We start from the raw sequence: 15,536 nt of genomic DNA on the forward strand, positions 1-15,536 counted from the left end.
TGCTCGATTGCTCGCGATCGGCTGCCAGGCTGAAAGATAGCGGCGCTGCGAAGTCCGCTATCGCGAGCAAGCTTCGCTCCTACAGGGGCGAGAGGAAGTCGACGGGAACGTGATCGGTCAGCCAGACCCCGTTCTCCGCCTGATAGAACTTGAAGCCCTGCGCCTGCATGTCCTGTGCGGCGATCTTGAGTACCACCACCTTCCCGTAACGCTGCCCCACTGCTTCGGCGGTCGCCAGGTCCTGTGACAGGTGCACGTGATGACGTGAGCCCGGGATCAGGCCTTTCTCGTTGATCGAGTCCATGAACCGCGTGGCGGTGCCGTGGTAAAGCACGGCCGGTGGCTGCTGTTCAGCGAGCTGCAGGCTCACGGTCTTGCTGGAATGGCCTTGCACGGCGCGGATACGCTGGCCGTCCTCGGACAGGGCAAAGCGTTTCTTGTCGTTGCTGGCGACCACCTCGGCGATCAGTTCGGGTGTCAGCTGGCGTCCTTCCCTGGCAGCACCCTCTATCAAGGCATCGATCCCGCCCCAGCCTTCGCTGTCCAGCTGCAGGCCAATCGCCTGCGGCTCGTGGCGCAGCACGTAGCTGAGGAACTTGCTGACTTCTTCGGCGGCTTTCCTGCTCATATTCATCCTTGTGCATAAGTCATGTAGCCGCTGCCGCAGGCTGCGATCGGTTGCGAAGCGACTGCCAAGCCTGTCGATGCGATACGTCAGGTGTAACGCGGTGTCTGGGTTTATGGCTGCTGCGCAGCCAATCGCAGCCTGCGGCAGCGGCTACAGGTCAGCGACGGTCGGCGACGACGCCGATCAACACCAGCACCACCAGCAGCACTGGCGCCAGGCTGTAGTTGTTGAACTGGCTCAGGCCGCGGACGATCCACGGCGTGGCGTAGATCAGCGCGGTGCCGCTGCCGATCATGCACAGCAACGCCATCATCGGTACGCGCAGGGCGCCGGCGAGGCCACCCAGGCGTGCTTCGACCCAGCCCTTGATATCGGCGCCGAACAGCACCAACAGGCAGCCGACGAGGGCCAGGGAGATTTCTGAAAGGTTGCTGCGACTCCAGCGGGACACGGTAGCGAGCAGGTCGAGTATCAAATCCATTCGTTTTCCCTTAGGGCTGAAATCAGCTCAGAAATTTCTGCAGCAAGTCATTGAGGAACAGCTGGCCGCGCGGGGTGGCGGCCAGGCGTGACGGTTCGACCTGCAACAGGCCGCTTTGTTCGGCGTCGCGGCGACCTTCGGCGAGGCTTTCCAGGGGCAGCCCGGTACGCTGCGGATACAGCCGCGCCTCGACGCCCTCGGTCAGGCGCAGGGCGTTCATCAGGAACTCGAACGGCAGCTCTTCGTTGCTCAGGTCCTTTTCGCCGGCCTTGAAGTGTTTTGCCGGGTTGAGGTAGTCCTTGGGCAGGCGGGTCTTCCAGGTGCGCACGATGCGCCCGTCCGGATGGCTGAGCTTGCCGTGTGCCCCGGCGCCGATGCCGATGAAGTCGCCGAAGCTCCAGTAATTGAGGTTGTGCCGGGCCGCCCGGCCGGGCTGGGCATAGGCCGAGACTTCGTACTGGACGTAGCCGTGCTCGGCCAAAAGCGCCTGGCCGGCTTCCTGGATGTCCCACAGGGTGTCGTCTTCCGGCAGCGTCGGCGGCTGGTTCCAGAACACCGTATTGGGTTCCAGGGTCAGCTGGTACCAGGACAGGTGGGTCGGCTTCATGGCGATGGCCTGGCGCAGGTCGCCCAGGGCGTCGTCCAGGGACTGGTCGGGCAGGCCGTGCATCAGGTCCAGGTTGAAGTTGTCGAACCCGGCCTGGCGCGCCATGCCGGCGGCGCGCACGGCTTCGTCGCCATTGTGGATGCGGCCCAGGGCCTTGAGCTTGTCTTCCTGGAAACTCTGGATGCCGATCGACAGGCGATTGATGCCCAGGGCGCGATAGGCGGTGAACTTCTCCTGTTCGAAGGTCCCGGGGTTGGCTTCCAGGGTGATCTCGATGTCGCGGGCGAACGGGATGCGTTGCTCCACGCCTTTGAGCAGCCGGCCCAGGGCCTGGGCGCTGAACAGGCTCGGCGTGCCGCCGCCGAAGAAGATCGAACTCAGCTCGCGGCCGTAGACGGCGGGCAGGTCCTGGTCGAGGTCGGCCAGCAGGGCGTCGACGTACTCTTCTTCCGGCAGCACCGGGCTGGCGGCGTGGGAGTTGAAGTCGCAGTAAGGGCATTTGCGTACACACCACGGGATGTGGATGTACAGCGCCAGGGGCGGCAGCTGGGGCAGGGCCGCCCGGGGCGTTTGCGCACCGCCGAGAATCAGCGGTGGCGCGGACGAATCAATGGTCATTGCAGGCTCAAGCGTTGCCGCAGAATGGCCATGGCGCGGGCGCGATGGCTGAGTTGGTTCTTTTGGATCGGGTCCAGCTCGGCGCTGGAGCAGTTGCGCTCCGGCACCCAGAACAGCGGGTCGTAGCCGAAACCGTGTTCGCCGCTGGCGGCCGTGAGGATGCGCCCGTGCCACAGGCCTTCGCAGAGGATCGGCAGTGGATCCTCGGCATGCCGCACCAGCGCCAGCACACAGACGAACTGCGCGCCGCGCTCGGCCTCGGGAACGTCCTCCAGGGCGTCCAGCAGCTTGGCGTTGTTCGCCGCGTCGCCCTGGCCGTCGGCGTAACGTGCCGAGTAGATGCCCGGCGCGCCGCCGAGGAAATCCACCGCCAGGCCGGAATCGTCCGCCAGCGCCGGCAGGCCGGAAATGCGCGAAGCGTTGCGGGCCTTGAGGATGGCGTTCTCGACGAACGACAGGCCGGTTTCTTCCGGTTCGACGCTGCTGAACTCGCCGATCGAGCGCAGGTGCACCGAGTCGCCGAGCATGGCCTGGAGTTCCTTGAGTTTGCCGGCGTTATGGCTGGCCAGTACGAGTTGGGTAAAAGTCATCATTCGCCGGGGAAAAGCTCTTGGTTGAAGTTGATGGTGTTGATCGCGTCACCGGTCTGCACCTTGATTTCGAAGGTGCGGGTTTCCTGCTGTTCCACCGGGTACTGGGCGATGTAGTAGATCGCGCCCTGTTCGGTGACCTGCTTGAATTTCAGCGGAACCGATTGGCTGGTCAGGTCCTTGACGGTCCCGGTGACCTGGGCGACCAGCGGTTTGCCGGCCTTGAGCACGGAAACGTTGATCACGCCCTGGTTCTTGCTGCGCACCAGCTCCGCGGCCTTGGCGATATCCGGTTGCAGGAAGGTGGAGTTGAAGGTGTTGTAGTGCACGGTCACGTCACCGAACACTTCCTGGCGCTCGCCCTTGATGGTGTCGGCGGCCATCGCCGACGCGCTCAGGCACGCTGCCAATAGAAAAGTAACCAAGCGACCCATGATCGTTCTCCTTGCTTTGAACCTGGTTTATACCGCGATCTGGTGATCCTGCAGGCCGGGGCTGCTGACGCGGTAGATGCCGATCTCACCTAACAGATTAGGCCATAGCTTACTGGCCCACCCGTGCCGGTGCTGTTGATCCACCGCAAGGCGATCGATGACCTTGGCTTCACGTTCGCGGCAAAGCTCTTCAAAGTCCTCGAACGTGCAGAAGTGGATGTTCGGCGTGTTGTACCAGGTGTACGGCAGGAATTCGGAGACCGGCATCCGCCCCTTGCTGGCCAGGTACCAGCGGCAGCGCCAGTGGCCGAAGTTGGGGAAGGTGATGATGCACTGGCGGCCGACCCGCAGCATTTCGTCGAGGATCCGATCCGGGTAGTGCACGGCCTGCAGGGCCTGGGTCATGACCACGATATCGAAGCTGTTGCTGGCGAAGTTGCCCAGGCCCTTGTCCAGGTCCTGCTCGATGACGTTGATGCCCTTGGCCACGCACTCGGCGATGTTGTCCGGGTCGTTTTCCAGGCCGTAGCCGGTGACTTGCTTGTGATCGCGCAGCCAGCTCAGCAGTTCGCCATTGCCGCAACCGAGGTCGAGCACGCGGCTGCCGGCGGGGATCCATTCCTGGATGATTTCCAGATCAGCTCTCATGGCGTCCTCACAGCGTTATACGGTTCATGTAGTTGCCGAACGCCTGCAGGTAACGCGGGATCGGAATCAGGAAGGCGTCGTGACCCTGTGGGGCATCGATTTCCAGGTAGCTGACGTCCTTGCGCGCGGCCATCAGGGCATCCACCAGCTCCCGCGAGCGGGCCGGGGAGAAGCGCCAGTCGGTGGTGAAGGACATCACGCAGAACTTGGCCTTGGCGCCTTCGAAGGTTTTCGCCAGGTTATCGTCGAAGTTCGCCGCTGGATCGAAGTAATCCAGCGCCTTGGTCATCAGCAGGTAGGTGTTGGCGTCGAACCGCCCGGAGAACTCCTCGCCCTGATAACGCAGGTAGCTTTCGACCTGGAACTCGACGCTGTGGAAGTCGTAGTTGAGCTTTTCGCTTTTCAGGCCACGGCCGAATTTCTCGCCCATGGAGTCGTCGGACAGGTAGGTGATGTGCCCGACCATCCGCGCCAGCATCAGCCCGCGCTTGGGGATCACGCCCTGTTCCTGAAACGAACCACCGTGGAATTCGGGGTCGGTGAGGATGGCCTGGCGCGCCACTTCGTTGAAGGCGATGTTCTGCGCCGACAGCTTGGGCGCCGAGGCGATGGCCAGGCAATGGCGCACCCGGTCCGGGTAGGTGATGGTCCATTGCAGGGCCTGCATGCCGCCCAGGCTGCCACCGATCACGGCGGCCCACTGGTGGATGCCAATGCGGTCGGCCAGGCGCGCCTGGCTGTGCACCCAGTCTTCCACGGTCAGCACCGGGAAATCGGCGCCGAACGGCTTGCCGGTATCCGGGTTGATGCTGCTCGGGCCGGTGGAGCCGTTGCAGCCGCCGAGGTTGTTCAGGCTGACGACGAAGAACTTGTTGGTGTCGATCGGCTTGCCCGGGCCGATGCAGCTGTCCCACCAGCCCGGCTTGCGGTCGTCGGGGCTGTGGTAGCCGGCGGCGTGGTGATGGCCGGACAGGGCGTGGCAGATCAGCACGGCATTGCTCGCCGTGGCGTTCAGCTGGCCGTAGGTTTCGTAGATCAGATCATAGGCTGGCAGGGAGCGGCCGCAGGCCAGGGCCAGGGGCTCGCTGAAATGCGCCACTTGCGGCGTCACCAGACCAACGGAATCGGCGGGAAAGGCAGTTGGCATCGACCCTGCTCTCGTTTAAATGAGGCGTAAGTCTAAAGACCGCTGCCCCCAGCGGCAAGCAAAGGCCGGAGCTGATTCTCCCGCGGCTTGTGACGAACCTTGTAGCCGCTGCCGCAGGCTGCGATCGGCTCCGCAGGAGACGTGCTCTTGAGGGCCTCGAAGGGCCTTCGGCCCTTATCGCAGCCTGCGGCAGCGGCTACAGAGAGTGATCAGGACGGACGCTGTAAGTCCGGCAGATCCGGGAGTTTTTTCGGTGCGTTGATCCGCACCCGTTTCTGCCGGTTCAGCTCGCCGCTGATCAGGCTGACCTGGCTCTTGGACACGCCGAACGCCTTGGCCAGGAACGCCATCAAATAAGCGTTGGCCTTGCCCTCCACCGGCGGTGCGGTGAGGCGGATCTTCAGGCGCTCGCCATGCAGCCCGGCGAAGTCATCGCTACGGGCCGCAGGTTGCAGGTGGCACTCCAGGATCAGGTCGTCGCCGTCCCAGCGAAAGTAACTCATCGCAGAGGCCGGGTCAGATCAGCAGACGCAGGATTTCCGGCATCATGGTCATGGCCGCCAGGTTGTTGATCACCAGCATGTCGATCAGCTTGAGCACCATGAACGCCAGGATCGGCGAGATATCCAGGCCGCCCATGCTCGGCAGGATGCGACGGAACGGCGCCAGGGCCGGCTCGCAGATCTGGTTGACCAGTTCGGCGCCCGGGTTATGGCTGCCCGGGGCGACCCAGGAAAGGATCACGCTGATGATCAGGGCGAAAAAGAAAATCTTCATGAACAGCGCGGTCACGCCAATGATCGACCAGATCAGCAGTTGCAGCGGGTTGCCGGTGGTGCCGTAAGTCAGCAGCAGGGTCAGGGCCATCAGCAGCAGTTGCACGAGGATCGCCAGGATCAGCGACGACATGTCCAGGCCGAACAGGCTCGGGATGACCCGGCGCATCGGCTTGAGCAGCGGCTGGGTGGCGCGCACGGCGAACTGGCACAGCGGGTTGTAGAAGTCGGCGCGTACCAGTTGCAGCACGAAGCGCAGCAGCACGATCAGCAGGTAGAGGCTGCCCAGGGTTTGCAGCACGTACACCGCCGCAGTGTTCAATCCAATCATCATTGGCTCCTTATTGGCCCAGTTGTTCGGCCATCTCGGCCGAGCGGTGCGCGGCGGCACCCAATGCTTTTTCCACCAGGGCTTCGAAGCCACTGGCCTGGAACGACTTGATCGCGGCTTCCGTGGTCCCGGCCGGCGAGGTCACGCGGCGGCGCAGTTCGGCCGCGTCGACGTCGCTGGACACCGCCATGTGCGCCGCGCCCAGCGCGGTTTGCAGGGTCAGTTGGCGGGCGGTTTCCCGTGGCAGGCCGAGTTTCTCGCCGGCGGCGGTCATGGCTTCGATCAGCAGGAAGAAATACGCCGGACCGCTGCCGGACACGGCGGTCACCGCATCCAGTTGCTGCTCCTGTTCCAGCCACAGGACGATGCCCACGGCCGACAGCAGTTCTTCGGCCTGCTGGCGTTGCGCCGCGCTCACCGCGGCGGTGGCGTACAGGCCGCTGGCGCCCTGGCGCAGCAGGGCCGGGGTGTTGGGCATGCAGCGCACGATCGGCTGCTCGCCGAGCCACTTGTTCATGCTGGCGCAGGTGATGCCGGCGGCGATGGACACGATCAACTGGTGCGGCTTCAGGCTGGGACGCAGGGCTTCGCACACGGCCTTCATGGCCTGTGGCTTGACCGCCAGCACCACCACGTCGACGCCGGCGATGGCCTCGGCGTTGTCGGCGAACAGTTCAATGCCGTGCTCGGCCTGGACCTTGGCGCGGGTTTCGGCGCCAGGGTCGCTGGCGCGGATCTGGCTGGCGTCCAGGCCCTTGGCGCGCAGGCCGCCGATCAAGCTGGCAGCCATGTTGCCGGCGCCGATAAAGGCGATACGAGTCTTGCTCATGACAGGTCCTTATTCAGAGGTGAGGCCGCCACAGTCATGGCTGGCCATAGTCGCGGGCACCAAACAGGGCGGTACCGATACGTACCCAGGTGGCGCCTTGGGCGATGGCCGCTTCGAGGTCGTGGCTCATGCCCATGGAAAGTGTGTCGGTTGGCAGGTCCAGGCTGTCGCGCAGGTTGTCGTTCAGGCTGCGCACGGCCGCGAAGGCGGCGTCCTGGGCGGCACGATCTTCGGTCGGCTCGGGAATCGCCATCAGCCCGCGCAGTTTCAGGCGCGGCAAGGCGCTGATGGCGCTGGCCAGGGCCGGCAGGTCGGCCGGTGTGCAGCCAGATTTGCTGGCCTCGCCACTGACATTGACCTGAATGCAGATGTTCAGCGGCGGCAAGTCGGCCGGGCGTTGCTCGGACAGGCGTTGAGCGATTTTCAAGCGATCCACGGAATGCACCCAGGCGAAGTTCTCGGCGATAGCTCGCGTCTTGTTCGACTGAATGGGGCCGATGAAGTGCCAACTCAAGGGCAGGTCGCCAAGTTCCGCCTGTTTGCCCAGGGCTTCTTGCAGGTAGTTCTCGCCGAAGTCGCGCAGACCGGCCGCGTAGGCTTCACGCAGCGCCGCGGCGGGCTTGGTCTTGCTCACGGCCAGCAGATGGATGCTGCTTTCGTCACGTTGCGAGGCCTGCGCCGCGGCACGGATCCGTGCGCTAACCAGGGCGATGTTGTCTGCTATCGTGGACATTCGATGTACGCCAGCGGGTCTTGGGTTCGCGGCATTCTACTGGAATTGGGGAACGCTATGGATATCACTGAGTTGCTGGCCTTCAGCGTCAAACAGAGCGCTTCGGACCTGCACCTCTCGGCCGGTTTGCCGCCGATGATTCGCATCGACGGCGATATTCGCCGGATCAACCTGCCGGTGCTGGAGGCGCAACAGGTGCACGAGCTGATCCTGGCCAGCATGACTGATCCGCAACGGGCCGAGTTCAAGGCCGCGCTGGAGATCGACTTTTCCTTCGCGGTGCCGGGCCTGGCGCGCTTTCGGGTCAATGCCTTCAACCATCAGCGCGGCGCCGGCGCGGTCTTTCGCAGCATTGCGGCCAAGGTGCCGGGCATGGACGAGCTGGGCATGGGCGAGGTGTTTCGGCGGATCAGCGAAGTGCCCCGCGGCCTGGTGCTGGTGACCGGGCCGACCGGCTCGGGCAAGTCGACCACCCTGGCGGCGATGATCGATCACCTGAACCAGAGCCGGCACCAGCACATCCTCACCATCGAGGATCCCATCGAGTTCATCCACGAATCGAAGAAGTGCCTGATCAACCAGCGCGAGGTGCATCGCGACACCCGCAGCTTCTCCACGGCCCTGCGCTCGGCCCTGCGCGAAGACCCGGATGTGATTCTGGTAGGGGAAATGCGCGACCTGGAAACCATCCGCCTGGCGCTGACCGCCGCGGAGACCGGGCATCTGGTGTTCGGCACCCTGCACACCACGTCGGCGGCGAAAACCGTGGACCGGGTGGTGGACGTGTTCCCGGCCGAGGAGAAGGCGATGGTCCGCTCCATGCTCTCGGAATCGCTGCAGGCGGTGATTTCCCAGACGCTGGTGAAGCGTATTGGCGGAGGCCGGGTAGCGGCTCACGAGATCATGCTGGGCAGCGCGGCGATCCGTAACCTGATCCGCGAGGACAAGGTGGCGCAGATGTACTCGGCGATCCAGACCGGCGGGGCACTGGGGATGCAGACCCTGGACATGAGCCTGAAGGCGCTGGCGGATGCGGGGCTGGTCAGCCGGGAGCACGCCCGGGAAAAGGCGCGGGCGCCGGACAGTATTTGAAGAGGTATCGGAGCGGCAAATGCAATCGCGAGCCATCGAGCATGGTGGCTCGATGGCTCGCGATCAGGGAGGGCGATCAGCGCTGAACGATGCGCAGGGTGTTCTGCTCTTTTGGCAGAACCCGCTTGGCCACTACGTAGTTCTTGTCCCAGTACGGCTTCTTCAGGGTATCGATGGTCACCGACTTGCCGCGGCGCGGCGCGTGGATGAAGCGATCGTTGCCCAGGTAGATGGCGACGTGGTTGACCCGACGGCTCTTGAGATTGAAGAACAGCAGGTCGCCAGGCTTGAGGTCCTTGCGCTCGACTTTCTGCCCGTGACCGCTGGCCATGGCGTTCGAGGTGCGCGGCAGATCGACGGCGGCGACGTCGTTGAAGGCGTATTTCACCAGGCCGCTGCAGTCGAAGCCTTTACTTGGGCTGCTGCCGCCCCAACGGTAAGGGGTACCCAGTACGTTGACGGCACGGCTGAGCACGGTGCTGCTCTGCTTGGCCGCCATCTGCGGTACCGGCTTGCTGCTGACGCTGCTCAGATGAGTCGGGCGTTTGACCGACAGCTTGTTCTTGGAGCTGTTCTTGCTGATTTGGGTAACGTGGGCTTTTGGAGTGAAGCCGTTCACGTTGGGAAGACGTTGCTCACGATTGGTGGCGTGGGCAGCCAGTGGCATCAATAGGCAAATGGTTAGCCATGTCTTGAAAAATGGACGCATTAGGCAAGGCTCATATGGGTTAGCGCGCAACTTTATAACAGCTTTTTTGTCACTTCTCAGGCCGTTGGTCGATTCAACCTGGAGGTCAAATTCGCTGAAGAGGCGGCAAATTGACGCAATTGTCCGACAGAAGTCAGGCAGTACAAGGGTTTCACGGCAGCGACCTTAACATTTGCCACACGTCGGCTGCCTGTAAAAAAGTCACAAAGAATTAAAGAAAATTTATCTATTGCGTGGAACGAGGTACTCAATGAACACCTATCGCCCGGACGGTTCGACCCATGACACCCACAGCAAGGTGATCGGTTACCTGTTGTGGATTTTCGGTTTTACCGGCTCTCACCGCTTCTATTACGGCAAGCCGGTTACCGGAACCCTCTGGTTTTTCACCCTGGGCTTGCTGGGCATCGGCTGGCTGATCGACCTGTTCCTGATCCCGGCCATGGACCGCGAGGCCGACCTGCGTTTTACCCCGGGCCCCATCGAGTACAGCGTCGCCTGGATCCTCCTGACCTTTCTCGGGATCTTCGGCGTGCACCGCATGTATCAGGGCAAATGGATCAGCGGCCTGCTGTACCTGCTGACTGGCGGGGTGTTCTTTCTGGGGGTCTTGTATGACTTCTGGACGCTGAACGACCAGGTGTCGTTGCGTAACGCGCAGCGGCGTTGAGTACAGGAGCGCCATCGCGAGCAAGCTCGCTCCTACAGAAGAAGTGCGGCGCCCATAGGGTCTGCGCCGTACCTGTAGGAGCGAGCTTGCTCGCGATCATGGCCGTCAGCCCTTGTGGCTGATCCGTCCATCCACCAGGGTGTAACGCACCACGCCCGGCAGGCTATGGCCGAGGAACGGACAGTTCTCGCCTTTCGACAACCAGTGTTCGCCGGCCACCGTGGACGTGCTCGGGTCGAACAACACCAGGTCCGCCGGAGCGCCTACCGCCAGCTTGCCGGCCGGCAGGCGCAGGACGTCGGCCGGGCCGCTGCTCAGGCGTGCCAGCAGGGTCGGCAAGTCGAGCAGACCGTCTTCCACCAGGGTCATGGCCAGCGGCAGCAGCAGCTCGACGCTGCTGATGCCCGGCTCGGTGGCGCCGAAAGGCGCCAGCTTGGCGTCGCGTTCGTGGGGCTGGTGATGGCTGGAGATGGCCTGGACCACCCCGGACTTCACGGCCTCGCGCAGGCCTTCGCGGTCGGCGCGCGAGCGCAGCGGCGGCTGGACGTGATAGAGACTGGAGAAGTCGATCAGCGCGTCGTCGGTGAGGATCAGCTGGTACAGCGCCACGTCGGCGGTCACCGGCAGGCCACGGGCCTGGGCCTGGGCGATCAGGGCCACGCCCCGGGCGCTGGTCAGCTGGCTGAAGTGGGCGCGCACGCCGCTTTGCTCCACCAGCAGCAAGTCACGGGCCAGGGCCACGGTTTCCGCGGTTTCCGGAATGCCCGGCAGGCCGAGGAAGCTGGCGGTGGCGCCTTCGTGGGCCAGGCCGCCTTCGGCCAGGTCGCGATCCTGGGAGTGGAAAATCACCGTCAGGTCGAAGGTCGCCGCGTATTCCAGCGCCCGGCACAGGGTGCGGGTGCTGCGAAAGCCATCCAGGCCGTTGCCGAAGGCCACGCAACCGGCGTCGCGCAGGGCGATCAGCTCGGCCAGCTGTTCGCCGTCCAGGCCTTTGCTCAGGGCGCCGATCGGGAACACCTTGGTATTGCCGGCCTCGCGGGCGCGATCGAGGATCAGCTCGGCCACCGCCGAGGTGTCCAGCACCGGCTTGGTGCGCGGCGGGCAGCACAGGCTGGTGACGCCACCAGCGGCGGCGGCGCGGGTTTCGCTGGCGATGGTGCCTTTGCGGCTGTAGCCCGGCTCGCGCAGGGAGACGTTCAGGTCCACCAGCCCGGGCGCGGCCACCAGGCCCTTGGCGTCGAGGCTTTCAGCCGCGCTGAAACCGGCGGGCGCGGCGCCGATGGCGACGATCTTGCCGGCTTCCAGATGGATATCGCTGACTTGATCCAGGCCGCTGCTTGGATCGATGACACGGGCGCCGAGAATGCTGAGCTTCACTGGGCGTTCTCCTGCTCGAATTGTCGCTGGGCGGTCTGCCCGCTCATGGCCATGGACAGTACGGCCATGCGTACCGCGATGCCGTAGGTCACCTGATTGAGGATCACCGAATGCGGACCGTCGGCCACCGCCGATTCGATCTCCACGCCGCGGTTGATCGGGCCCGGGTGCATGACGATGGCGTCCGGCTTGGCGCCGGCCAGGCGCGCGGTGGTCAGGCCGAACAGGCGGTAGAACTCGCCCTCGCTCGGCAGCAGGCCGCCCTGCATGCGCTCGCGCTGCAGACGCAGCATGATCACCACGTCGACGTCCTTCAGGCCTTCGGCCATGTCGGTGTAGACCTTCACCCCGTATTGCTCGATGCCGATCGGCAGCAGGGTCTTGGGCGCGATCACGCGGATGTCCGGGCACCCCAGGGTTTTCAGGGCCAGCATGTTCGAGCGCGCCACCCGCGAGTGCAGGATGTCGCCGACGATGGCCACCGAGAGGTTTTCGAAGCCGCCCTTGTGCCGACGGATGGTGAGCATGTCGAGCATGCCCTGGGTCGGGTGGGCGTGGCGGCCGTCGCCGCCGTTGATGATCGCCACCTGCGGGCACACATGTTCGGCGATGAAGTGCGCAGCGCCGGAGTCGCCGTGACGCACGACGAACATGTCGGCGGCCATGGCTTCGAGGTTGCGCAGGGTATCGAGCAAGGTTTCACCCTTGCTGGCCGAGGAGGTGGACACGTTGAGCGTGATCACGTCCGCCGACAGGCGCTGGGCCGCCAGTTCGAAGGTGGTGCGGGTGCGGGTGGAGTTCTCGAAGAACACGTTGCACACGGTCTTGCCGCGCAGCAAAGGGACTTTCTTGACGGCCCGGGCGCCGACTTCGAGGAAGGAGTCGGCGGTGTCGAGGATTTCCGTCAGCAGCTCGCGACGCAGACCGTCGAGCGAGAGGAAGTGGCGCAGCTGGCCCTGATCGTTGAGCTGCAGCGGGCGCTTGGCGTCTAGAGGCGTCATCGCAATGGACTCTTTAGAGGGGCGAATTAAAGGGCGAGGTCTTGAAGCTCGAGTTGAAGCGGCGCAGGACCGGACAATTTTACCCGCTCGTGGGCGGCCAGCGACAGGGTGGCGCCGACCACATTCGGACGAATCGGCAGCTCGGCGGCGTCCAGGTCCAGCAGGCAGACCAGGGTCACGCTGGCCGGGCGGCCATAGTCGAACAGCTCGTTGAGGGCGGCGCGAATGGTGCGGCCGCTCATCAGCACGTCGTCGATCAGGATCAGGTGCTGGCCCTCGATCTCGAACGGCAGCTCGGAAGGGCGCACTTGCGGATGCAGGCCGTTCTGGCTGAAGTCGTCGCGGTAGAAGGACACATCCAGGGTGCCCAGCGGCGCGTCGCTGCCCAGTTCGGCGAGCAGGGTCTGGGCGACCCAGACGCCGCCGGTACGGATGCCGATATAGCGGGGCTCGTTGATGGCGCGTTGTTCCAGGTGGGCGGTGAGACGCACGGCCATCTGGCTGATCAGTTCGGCGGGATTGGGCAGGCTCATGATTGCTCCTTCGTGGGCCCGCGCCTGGTTGCATGCAGCAAGGCGCAGGGTCTTACGGCTGGTGTTGTGGCCAGGAGGCGCGTGGGCGGGGGTTGACCACGCATCTTCAGGATTCGGCGTTTCAGTTGTTCAACAGCGCTGCGTTTTCGTCGAGCCAGCCTTGCAGCAGCAGGGCGGCGGCGATGGCGTCGACCGGGTTGTCGCGGTAACTGCCTTTCTGGCCGCCCCGGGCCAGGCGTTCGCCCTTGGCCTCGAAGGTGGTCAGGCGTTCGTCATGGGTATAGAAGGGCAGGTTGTAGCGGCCATTGAGGCGCCGGGCGAACTTCTCGGCGCGCACGCACATCTCGCTCGGGGTGCCGTCCATGTTCAATGGCAGGCCGACCACCACCGCATCCGGCTTCCATTCCTTGATCAGGGCTTCGACCTGGTTCCAGTCCGGCACGCCGTTCTGCGCCTTCAGGGTGCACAGCTCGCGGGCCTGGCCGGTGATGGCCTGGCCAACCGCCACGCCGATCTGTTTGGTGCCGTAGTCGAACCCGAGGATCAGTCGCAGGGCCATCAGGCGTGGCCCGCCTGGCTGGTCAGCAGGGCGAGATTGATGCCCAGGTGCTTGGCCGCCGCTTCCAGGCGCAGTTCGCTGCTGGTGTTGAACAGGATGTCGGCGTCGAACGGGCAGGTCAGCCAGGCGTTGTCCGCCAGCTCGGCTTCCAGCTGCCCGGCTTCCCAGCCGGCATAACCGAGGGCGATCAGGCTTTTGGCCGGGCCGACGCCATCGGCGATGGCGAACAGCACGTCCTGGGACGTCGACAGCGACAGGCCGTCCAGCTCGACCGTGGCCTGGAAGGTCGGGCCGCTGGGGTGCAGGACAAAACCGCGATCGGTCTGCACCGGGCCGCCGATGAAGATCGGCACATGCTGGCAGAGCGCTGGCGGGTCGATCTCGGGGCGCAATTGCTCGAGGATATCGGCGAGGTTCAGGTCCTGCGGACGGTTGACCACCAACCCCATGGCGCCATTGGCATTGTGCTCGACGATGTAGGTCAAGGTGTGCGCAAAGTTCGGGTCGGCCATGTGCGGCATGGCGATCAGGAAGTGATGCTTGAGGTAGCTGGGGCTGACGTTTTTCATGAGCGCTAGTGTGGCGGTGGAGGGGCGAACTGACAAGCTGGGGATGCTCTCATTCCCCATGAATCCTGTAGCCGCTGTCGAGCCTGCGAGGCTGCGTACGACTGCGCAGCAGGCGCAAATCTGCCCGCACGTTTTGCCTGGCACACCGCATGGACATTTTTTGCGGCCGCTATGCGCCCGTACGCAGCCTCGCAAGCTCGACAGCGGCTACAAGAGGTAGGGGATCAGTTGCTGGACAGCCGGTCGCCGCGGGCGAACTTCCAGGTGCGAATGATCTCCAGGCGGTCGATATCCGACAGGTCGCCGGTAAAGGGCGCGAACGGTGCCGCCAGGCGCACGATGCGCTGGGCCGCCTGGTCCAGCAGCGGCTGGCCGGAGGACTCCAGCACCAGCACCTCGTACAGCGAACCGTCGCGGTTGATCGAGACCATCAGCCGCAGGTTGCCGTAGATCTGCTTGCGCCGGGCTTCTTCCGGGTAATTGAGGTTGCCGATGCGCTCGACCTTCTTGCGCCACTCGTCCTTGTACCAGGCGCCCTTGTCGCGCATGGTCGAGGCCGCGCTCAGGCGGTGGATGCGCGGGCGCTTGGCGTACAGCTGCTGCTCCTGGGCCAGTTCGGCCTCCAGGCTGGCGATGTCGCTGGACAGCTGCTCGCTGTCGAACGTCGGCACCGGAACCTTGGGTTTGGCCTCGGTCTTGACCTCTTCACGCTTGGTGACGGTCTTTTTCGGCTTCGGCGCGGTGGTGGCGACCGCGGCCTTGGGCGCGGCTTGCTTGACTTCGGTCTTGGCCGGAGGCGGCGGGGTGACCTTGTTCACCTTGTTTTCCTGGAACGGCGCCACTTCGGTGGTCTTCGGGATCGCCTTCTTGTCCAGGGTACCGCTGCCTTGCTGGTTTTCCTGGGCGAGAAAATCGGCCTTCTTCGGCTTGGTCTCGCTCTTGAAGGTGGCCAGGGTGATTTCCAGGGTCTTGCTGATCTGCTTGGGTTCGGCGAAGGAGAAGCCCAGGCCGAGAATCAGCGCGATATGCAGCAGGGCGGCCAGGAACAGGGTAAACCCCAGGCGATCGGCCGGGCGCACACCGCTGTGGGCCAGCTCGGGGGGCAGATCGGAAGGGAGAGCCATTAGCGGTTCACAAAAGTCATCAGCGGTTCAACATCACAAAAAGCATCACAAGACCAACATCGCGCGTTTCACAGGCGGCG

General features: G+C 64.3%; 20 protein-coding genes. 2 read left to right on the top strand and 18 right to left on the bottom strand.

What is annotated here, in order from left to right; all coding sequences use genetic code 11:
• Positions 1 to 79: 79 nt before the first annotated feature.
• From BMY68_RS16845 to BMY68_RS16895, 11 genes are all read right to left on the bottom strand, one after another.
• Positions 80 to 628 (bottom strand): RNA 2'-phosphotransferase, encoded by a 549-nt coding sequence (locus tag BMY68_RS16845; RefSeq protein ID WP_085532991.1) that lies wholly within the window; start codon positions 626 to 628, stop codon positions 80 to 82.
• 157 nt (positions 629 to 785) lie between these two features.
• Positions 786 to 1,109 carry a DUF3392 domain-containing protein gene (locus tag BMY68_RS16850; protein ID WP_085532993.1) on the bottom strand — a complete coding sequence of 108 codons (324 nt, stop codon included), beginning with the start codon at positions 1,107 to 1,109 and terminating at the stop codon, positions 786 to 788.
• A gap of 22 nt (positions 1,110 to 1,131) precedes the next feature.
• A complete protein-coding gene (gene hemW, locus BMY68_RS16855; protein WP_062824336.1) occupies positions 1,132 to 2,334 on the bottom strand; it encodes a radical SAM family heme chaperone HemW in 1,203 nt (400 codons plus the stop codon).
• Positions 2,331 to 2,927 carry an RdgB/HAM1 family non-canonical purine NTP pyrophosphatase gene (gene rdgB / locus BMY68_RS16860; RefSeq protein ID WP_085532995.1) on the bottom strand — a complete coding sequence of 199 codons (597 nt, stop codon included), beginning with the start codon at positions 2,925 to 2,927 and terminating at the stop codon, positions 2,331 to 2,333. Before rdgB ends, hemW begins: the two co-directional genes overlap by 4 nt.
• On the bottom strand, positions 2,924 to 3,358 hold the full coding sequence (locus tag BMY68_RS16865; protein ID WP_009046029.1) for a DUF4426 domain-containing protein: 435 nt from the start codon (positions 3,356 to 3,358) through the stop codon (positions 2,924 to 2,926). The genes rdgB and BMY68_RS16865 overlap by 4 nt, the downstream gene beginning before the upstream one ends.
• Before the next feature lie 27 nt (positions 3,359 to 3,385).
• The gene (gene metW / locus BMY68_RS16870; protein ID WP_007921185.1) at positions 3,386 to 4,006 is read right to left on the bottom strand and encodes a methionine biosynthesis protein MetW; all 621 of its coding nucleotides are present in this window, start codon (positions 4,004 to 4,006) and stop codon (positions 3,386 to 3,388) included.
• Positions 4,007 to 4,013: 7 nt separating this feature from the next.
• The gene (locus BMY68_RS16875; protein ID WP_009046028.1) at positions 4,014 to 5,153 is read right to left on the bottom strand and encodes a homoserine O-succinyltransferase MetX; all 1,140 of its coding nucleotides are present in this window, start codon (positions 5,151 to 5,153) and stop codon (positions 4,014 to 4,016) included.
• A 209-nt stretch (positions 5,154 to 5,362) separates the two neighbouring features.
• Positions 5,363 to 5,656 carry a DUF167 domain-containing protein gene (locus tag BMY68_RS16880; RefSeq protein WP_007929988.1) on the bottom strand — a complete coding sequence of 98 codons (294 nt, stop codon included), beginning with the start codon at positions 5,654 to 5,656 and terminating at the stop codon, positions 5,363 to 5,365.
• A 13-nt stretch (positions 5,657 to 5,669) separates the two neighbouring features.
• Positions 5,670 to 6,260 carry a YggT family protein gene (locus BMY68_RS16885; protein WP_009046026.1) on the bottom strand — a complete coding sequence of 197 codons (591 nt, stop codon included), beginning with the start codon at positions 6,258 to 6,260 and terminating at the stop codon, positions 5,670 to 5,672.
• Positions 6,261 to 6,270: 10 nt separating this feature from the next.
• A complete protein-coding gene (gene proC / locus BMY68_RS16890) occupies positions 6,271 to 7,089 on the bottom strand; it encodes a pyrroline-5-carboxylate reductase (protein WP_009046025.1) in 819 nt (272 codons plus the stop codon).
• Positions 7,090 to 7,123: 34 nt separating this feature from the next.
• Positions 7,124 to 7,822 (bottom strand): YggS family pyridoxal phosphate-dependent enzyme, encoded by a 699-nt coding sequence (locus BMY68_RS16895; RefSeq protein WP_009046024.1) that lies wholly within the window; start codon positions 7,820 to 7,822, stop codon positions 7,124 to 7,126.
• A 57-nt stretch (positions 7,823 to 7,879) separates the two neighbouring features.
• On the opposite strand from BMY68_RS16895, the gene BMY68_RS16900 reads away from it, so the two are divergent.
• Positions 7,880 to 8,914, top strand: a complete 1,035-nt coding sequence (locus BMY68_RS16900; RefSeq protein WP_085532997.1) for a type IV pilus twitching motility protein PilT — start codon at positions 7,880 to 7,882, stop codon at positions 8,912 to 8,914.
• Positions 8,915 to 8,990: 76 nt separating this feature from the next.
• Here the strand turns inward: BMY68_RS16900 and BMY68_RS16905 are convergent, their stop codons facing one another.
• Complete coding sequence (locus BMY68_RS16905; RefSeq protein ID WP_007929981.1) at positions 8,991 to 9,623, bottom strand: C40 family peptidase; 633 nt, start codon at positions 9,621 to 9,623, stop codon at positions 8,991 to 8,993.
• 250 nt (positions 9,624 to 9,873) lie between these two features.
• Between BMY68_RS16905 and BMY68_RS16910 the strand changes: the two genes are divergently transcribed.
• Positions 9,874 to 10,293 (top strand): NINE protein, encoded by a 420-nt coding sequence (locus BMY68_RS16910; RefSeq protein WP_085532999.1) that lies wholly within the window; start codon positions 9,874 to 9,876, stop codon positions 10,291 to 10,293.
• Positions 10,294 to 10,398: 105 nt separating this feature from the next.
• Here BMY68_RS16910 and BMY68_RS16915 read toward each other — a convergent pair whose 3' ends face one another.
• The 6 genes from BMY68_RS16915 to BMY68_RS16940 all read right to left on the bottom strand — a co-directional run bounded on the left by BMY68_RS16915 (position 10,399) and on the right by BMY68_RS16940 (position 15,456).
• Positions 10,399 to 11,670 (bottom strand): dihydroorotase, encoded by a 1,272-nt coding sequence (locus BMY68_RS16915; protein ID WP_085533001.1) that lies wholly within the window; start codon positions 11,668 to 11,670, stop codon positions 10,399 to 10,401.
• Entirely contained in the window at positions 11,667 to 12,671 is a 1,005-nt protein-coding gene (locus tag BMY68_RS16920) for an aspartate carbamoyltransferase catalytic subunit (RefSeq protein WP_007929978.1), read from the bottom strand. The genes BMY68_RS16915 and BMY68_RS16920 overlap by 4 nt, the downstream gene beginning before the upstream one ends.
• A gap of 26 nt (positions 12,672 to 12,697) precedes the next feature.
• Positions 12,698 to 13,204 (bottom strand): bifunctional pyr operon transcriptional regulator/uracil phosphoribosyltransferase PyrR, encoded by a 507-nt coding sequence (gene pyrR, locus BMY68_RS16925; protein WP_085533003.1) that lies wholly within the window; start codon positions 13,202 to 13,204, stop codon positions 12,698 to 12,700.
• Positions 13,205 to 13,325: 121 nt separating this feature from the next.
• Entirely contained in the window at positions 13,326 to 13,763 is a 438-nt protein-coding gene (ruvX, locus tag BMY68_RS16930; protein WP_009046019.1) for a Holliday junction resolvase RuvX, read from the bottom strand.
• The gene (locus BMY68_RS16935; protein WP_007929972.1) at positions 13,763 to 14,332 is read right to left on the bottom strand and encodes a YqgE/AlgH family protein; all 570 of its coding nucleotides are present in this window, start codon (positions 14,330 to 14,332) and stop codon (positions 13,763 to 13,765) included. Before BMY68_RS16935 ends, ruvX begins: the two co-directional genes overlap by 1 nt.
• A 224-nt stretch (positions 14,333 to 14,556) precedes the next feature.
• The gene (locus tag BMY68_RS16940; protein ID WP_009046018.1) at positions 14,557 to 15,456 is read right to left on the bottom strand and encodes an energy transducer TonB; all 900 of its coding nucleotides are present in this window, start codon (positions 15,454 to 15,456) and stop codon (positions 14,557 to 14,559) included.
• Positions 15,457 to 15,536 lie beyond the last annotated feature (80 nt).

Origin of the sequence: Pseudomonas sp. NFACC41-3, from assembly GCF_900109505.1 — a bacterium.
Lineage (GTDB): Bacteria > Pseudomonadota > Gammaproteobacteria > Pseudomonadales > Pseudomonadaceae > Aquipseudomonas > Aquipseudomonas chlororaphis.

Excerpts from the sequence above, each read along its gene's own strand:
- BMY68_RS16845 (WP_085532991.1), bottom strand. The coding sequence starts at position 628 with ATGAGCAGGAAAGCCGCCGAAGAAGTCAGCAAGTTCCTCAGCTACGTG.
- BMY68_RS16850 (WP_085532993.1), bottom strand. The coding sequence starts at position 1,109 with ATGGATTTGATACTCGACCTGCTCGCTACCGTGTCCCGCTGGAGTCGC.
- hemW (WP_062824336.1), bottom strand. The coding sequence starts at position 2,334 with ATGACCATTGATTCGTCCGCGCCACCGCTGATTCTCGGCGGTGCGCAA.
- rdgB (WP_085532995.1), bottom strand. The coding sequence starts at position 2,927 with ATGATGACTTTTACCCAACTCGTACTGGCCAGCCATAACGCCGGCAAA.
- BMY68_RS16865 (WP_009046029.1), bottom strand. The coding sequence starts at position 3,358 with ATGGGTCGCTTGGTTACTTTTCTATTGGCAGCGTGCCTGAGCGCGTCG.
- metW (WP_007921185.1), bottom strand. The coding sequence starts at position 4,006 with ATGAGAGCTGATCTGGAAATCATCCAGGAATGGATCCCCGCCGGCAGC.
- BMY68_RS16875 (WP_009046028.1), bottom strand. The coding sequence starts at position 5,153 with ATGCCAACTGCCTTTCCCGCCGATTCCGTTGGTCTGGTGACGCCGCAA.
- BMY68_RS16880 (WP_007929988.1), bottom strand. The coding sequence starts at position 5,656 with ATGAGTTACTTTCGCTGGGACGGCGACGACCTGATCCTGGAGTGCCAC.
- BMY68_RS16885 (WP_009046026.1), bottom strand. The coding sequence starts at position 6,260 with ATGATTGGATTGAACACTGCGGCGGTGTACGTGCTGCAAACCCTGGGC.
- proC (WP_009046025.1), bottom strand. The coding sequence starts at position 7,089 with ATGAGCAAGACTCGTATCGCCTTTATCGGCGCCGGCAACATGGCTGCC.
- BMY68_RS16895 (WP_009046024.1), bottom strand. The coding sequence starts at position 7,822 with ATGTCCACGATAGCAGACAACATCGCCCTGGTTAGCGCACGGATCCGT.
- BMY68_RS16900 (WP_085532997.1), top strand. The coding sequence starts at position 7,880 with ATGGATATCACTGAGTTGCTGGCCTTCAGCGTCAAACAGAGCGCTTCG.
- BMY68_RS16905 (WP_007929981.1), bottom strand. The coding sequence starts at position 9,623 with ATGCGTCCATTTTTCAAGACATGGCTAACCATTTGCCTATTGATGCCA.
- BMY68_RS16910 (WP_085532999.1), top strand. The coding sequence starts at position 9,874 with ATGAACACCTATCGCCCGGACGGTTCGACCCATGACACCCACAGCAAG.
- BMY68_RS16920 (WP_007929978.1), bottom strand. The coding sequence starts at position 12,671 with ATGACGCCTCTAGACGCCAAGCGCCCGCTGCAGCTCAACGATCAGGGC.
- pyrR (WP_085533003.1), bottom strand. The coding sequence starts at position 13,204 with ATGAGCCTGCCCAATCCCGCCGAACTGATCAGCCAGATGGCCGTGCGT.
- ruvX (WP_009046019.1), bottom strand. The coding sequence starts at position 13,763 with ATGGCCCTGCGACTGATCCTCGGGTTCGACTACGGCACCAAACAGATC.
- BMY68_RS16935 (WP_007929972.1), bottom strand. The coding sequence starts at position 14,332 with ATGAAAAACGTCAGCCCCAGCTACCTCAAGCATCACTTCCTGATCGCC.
- BMY68_RS16940 (WP_009046018.1), bottom strand. The coding sequence starts at position 15,456 with ATGGCTCTCCCTTCCGATCTGCCCCCCGAGCTGGCCCACAGCGGTGTG.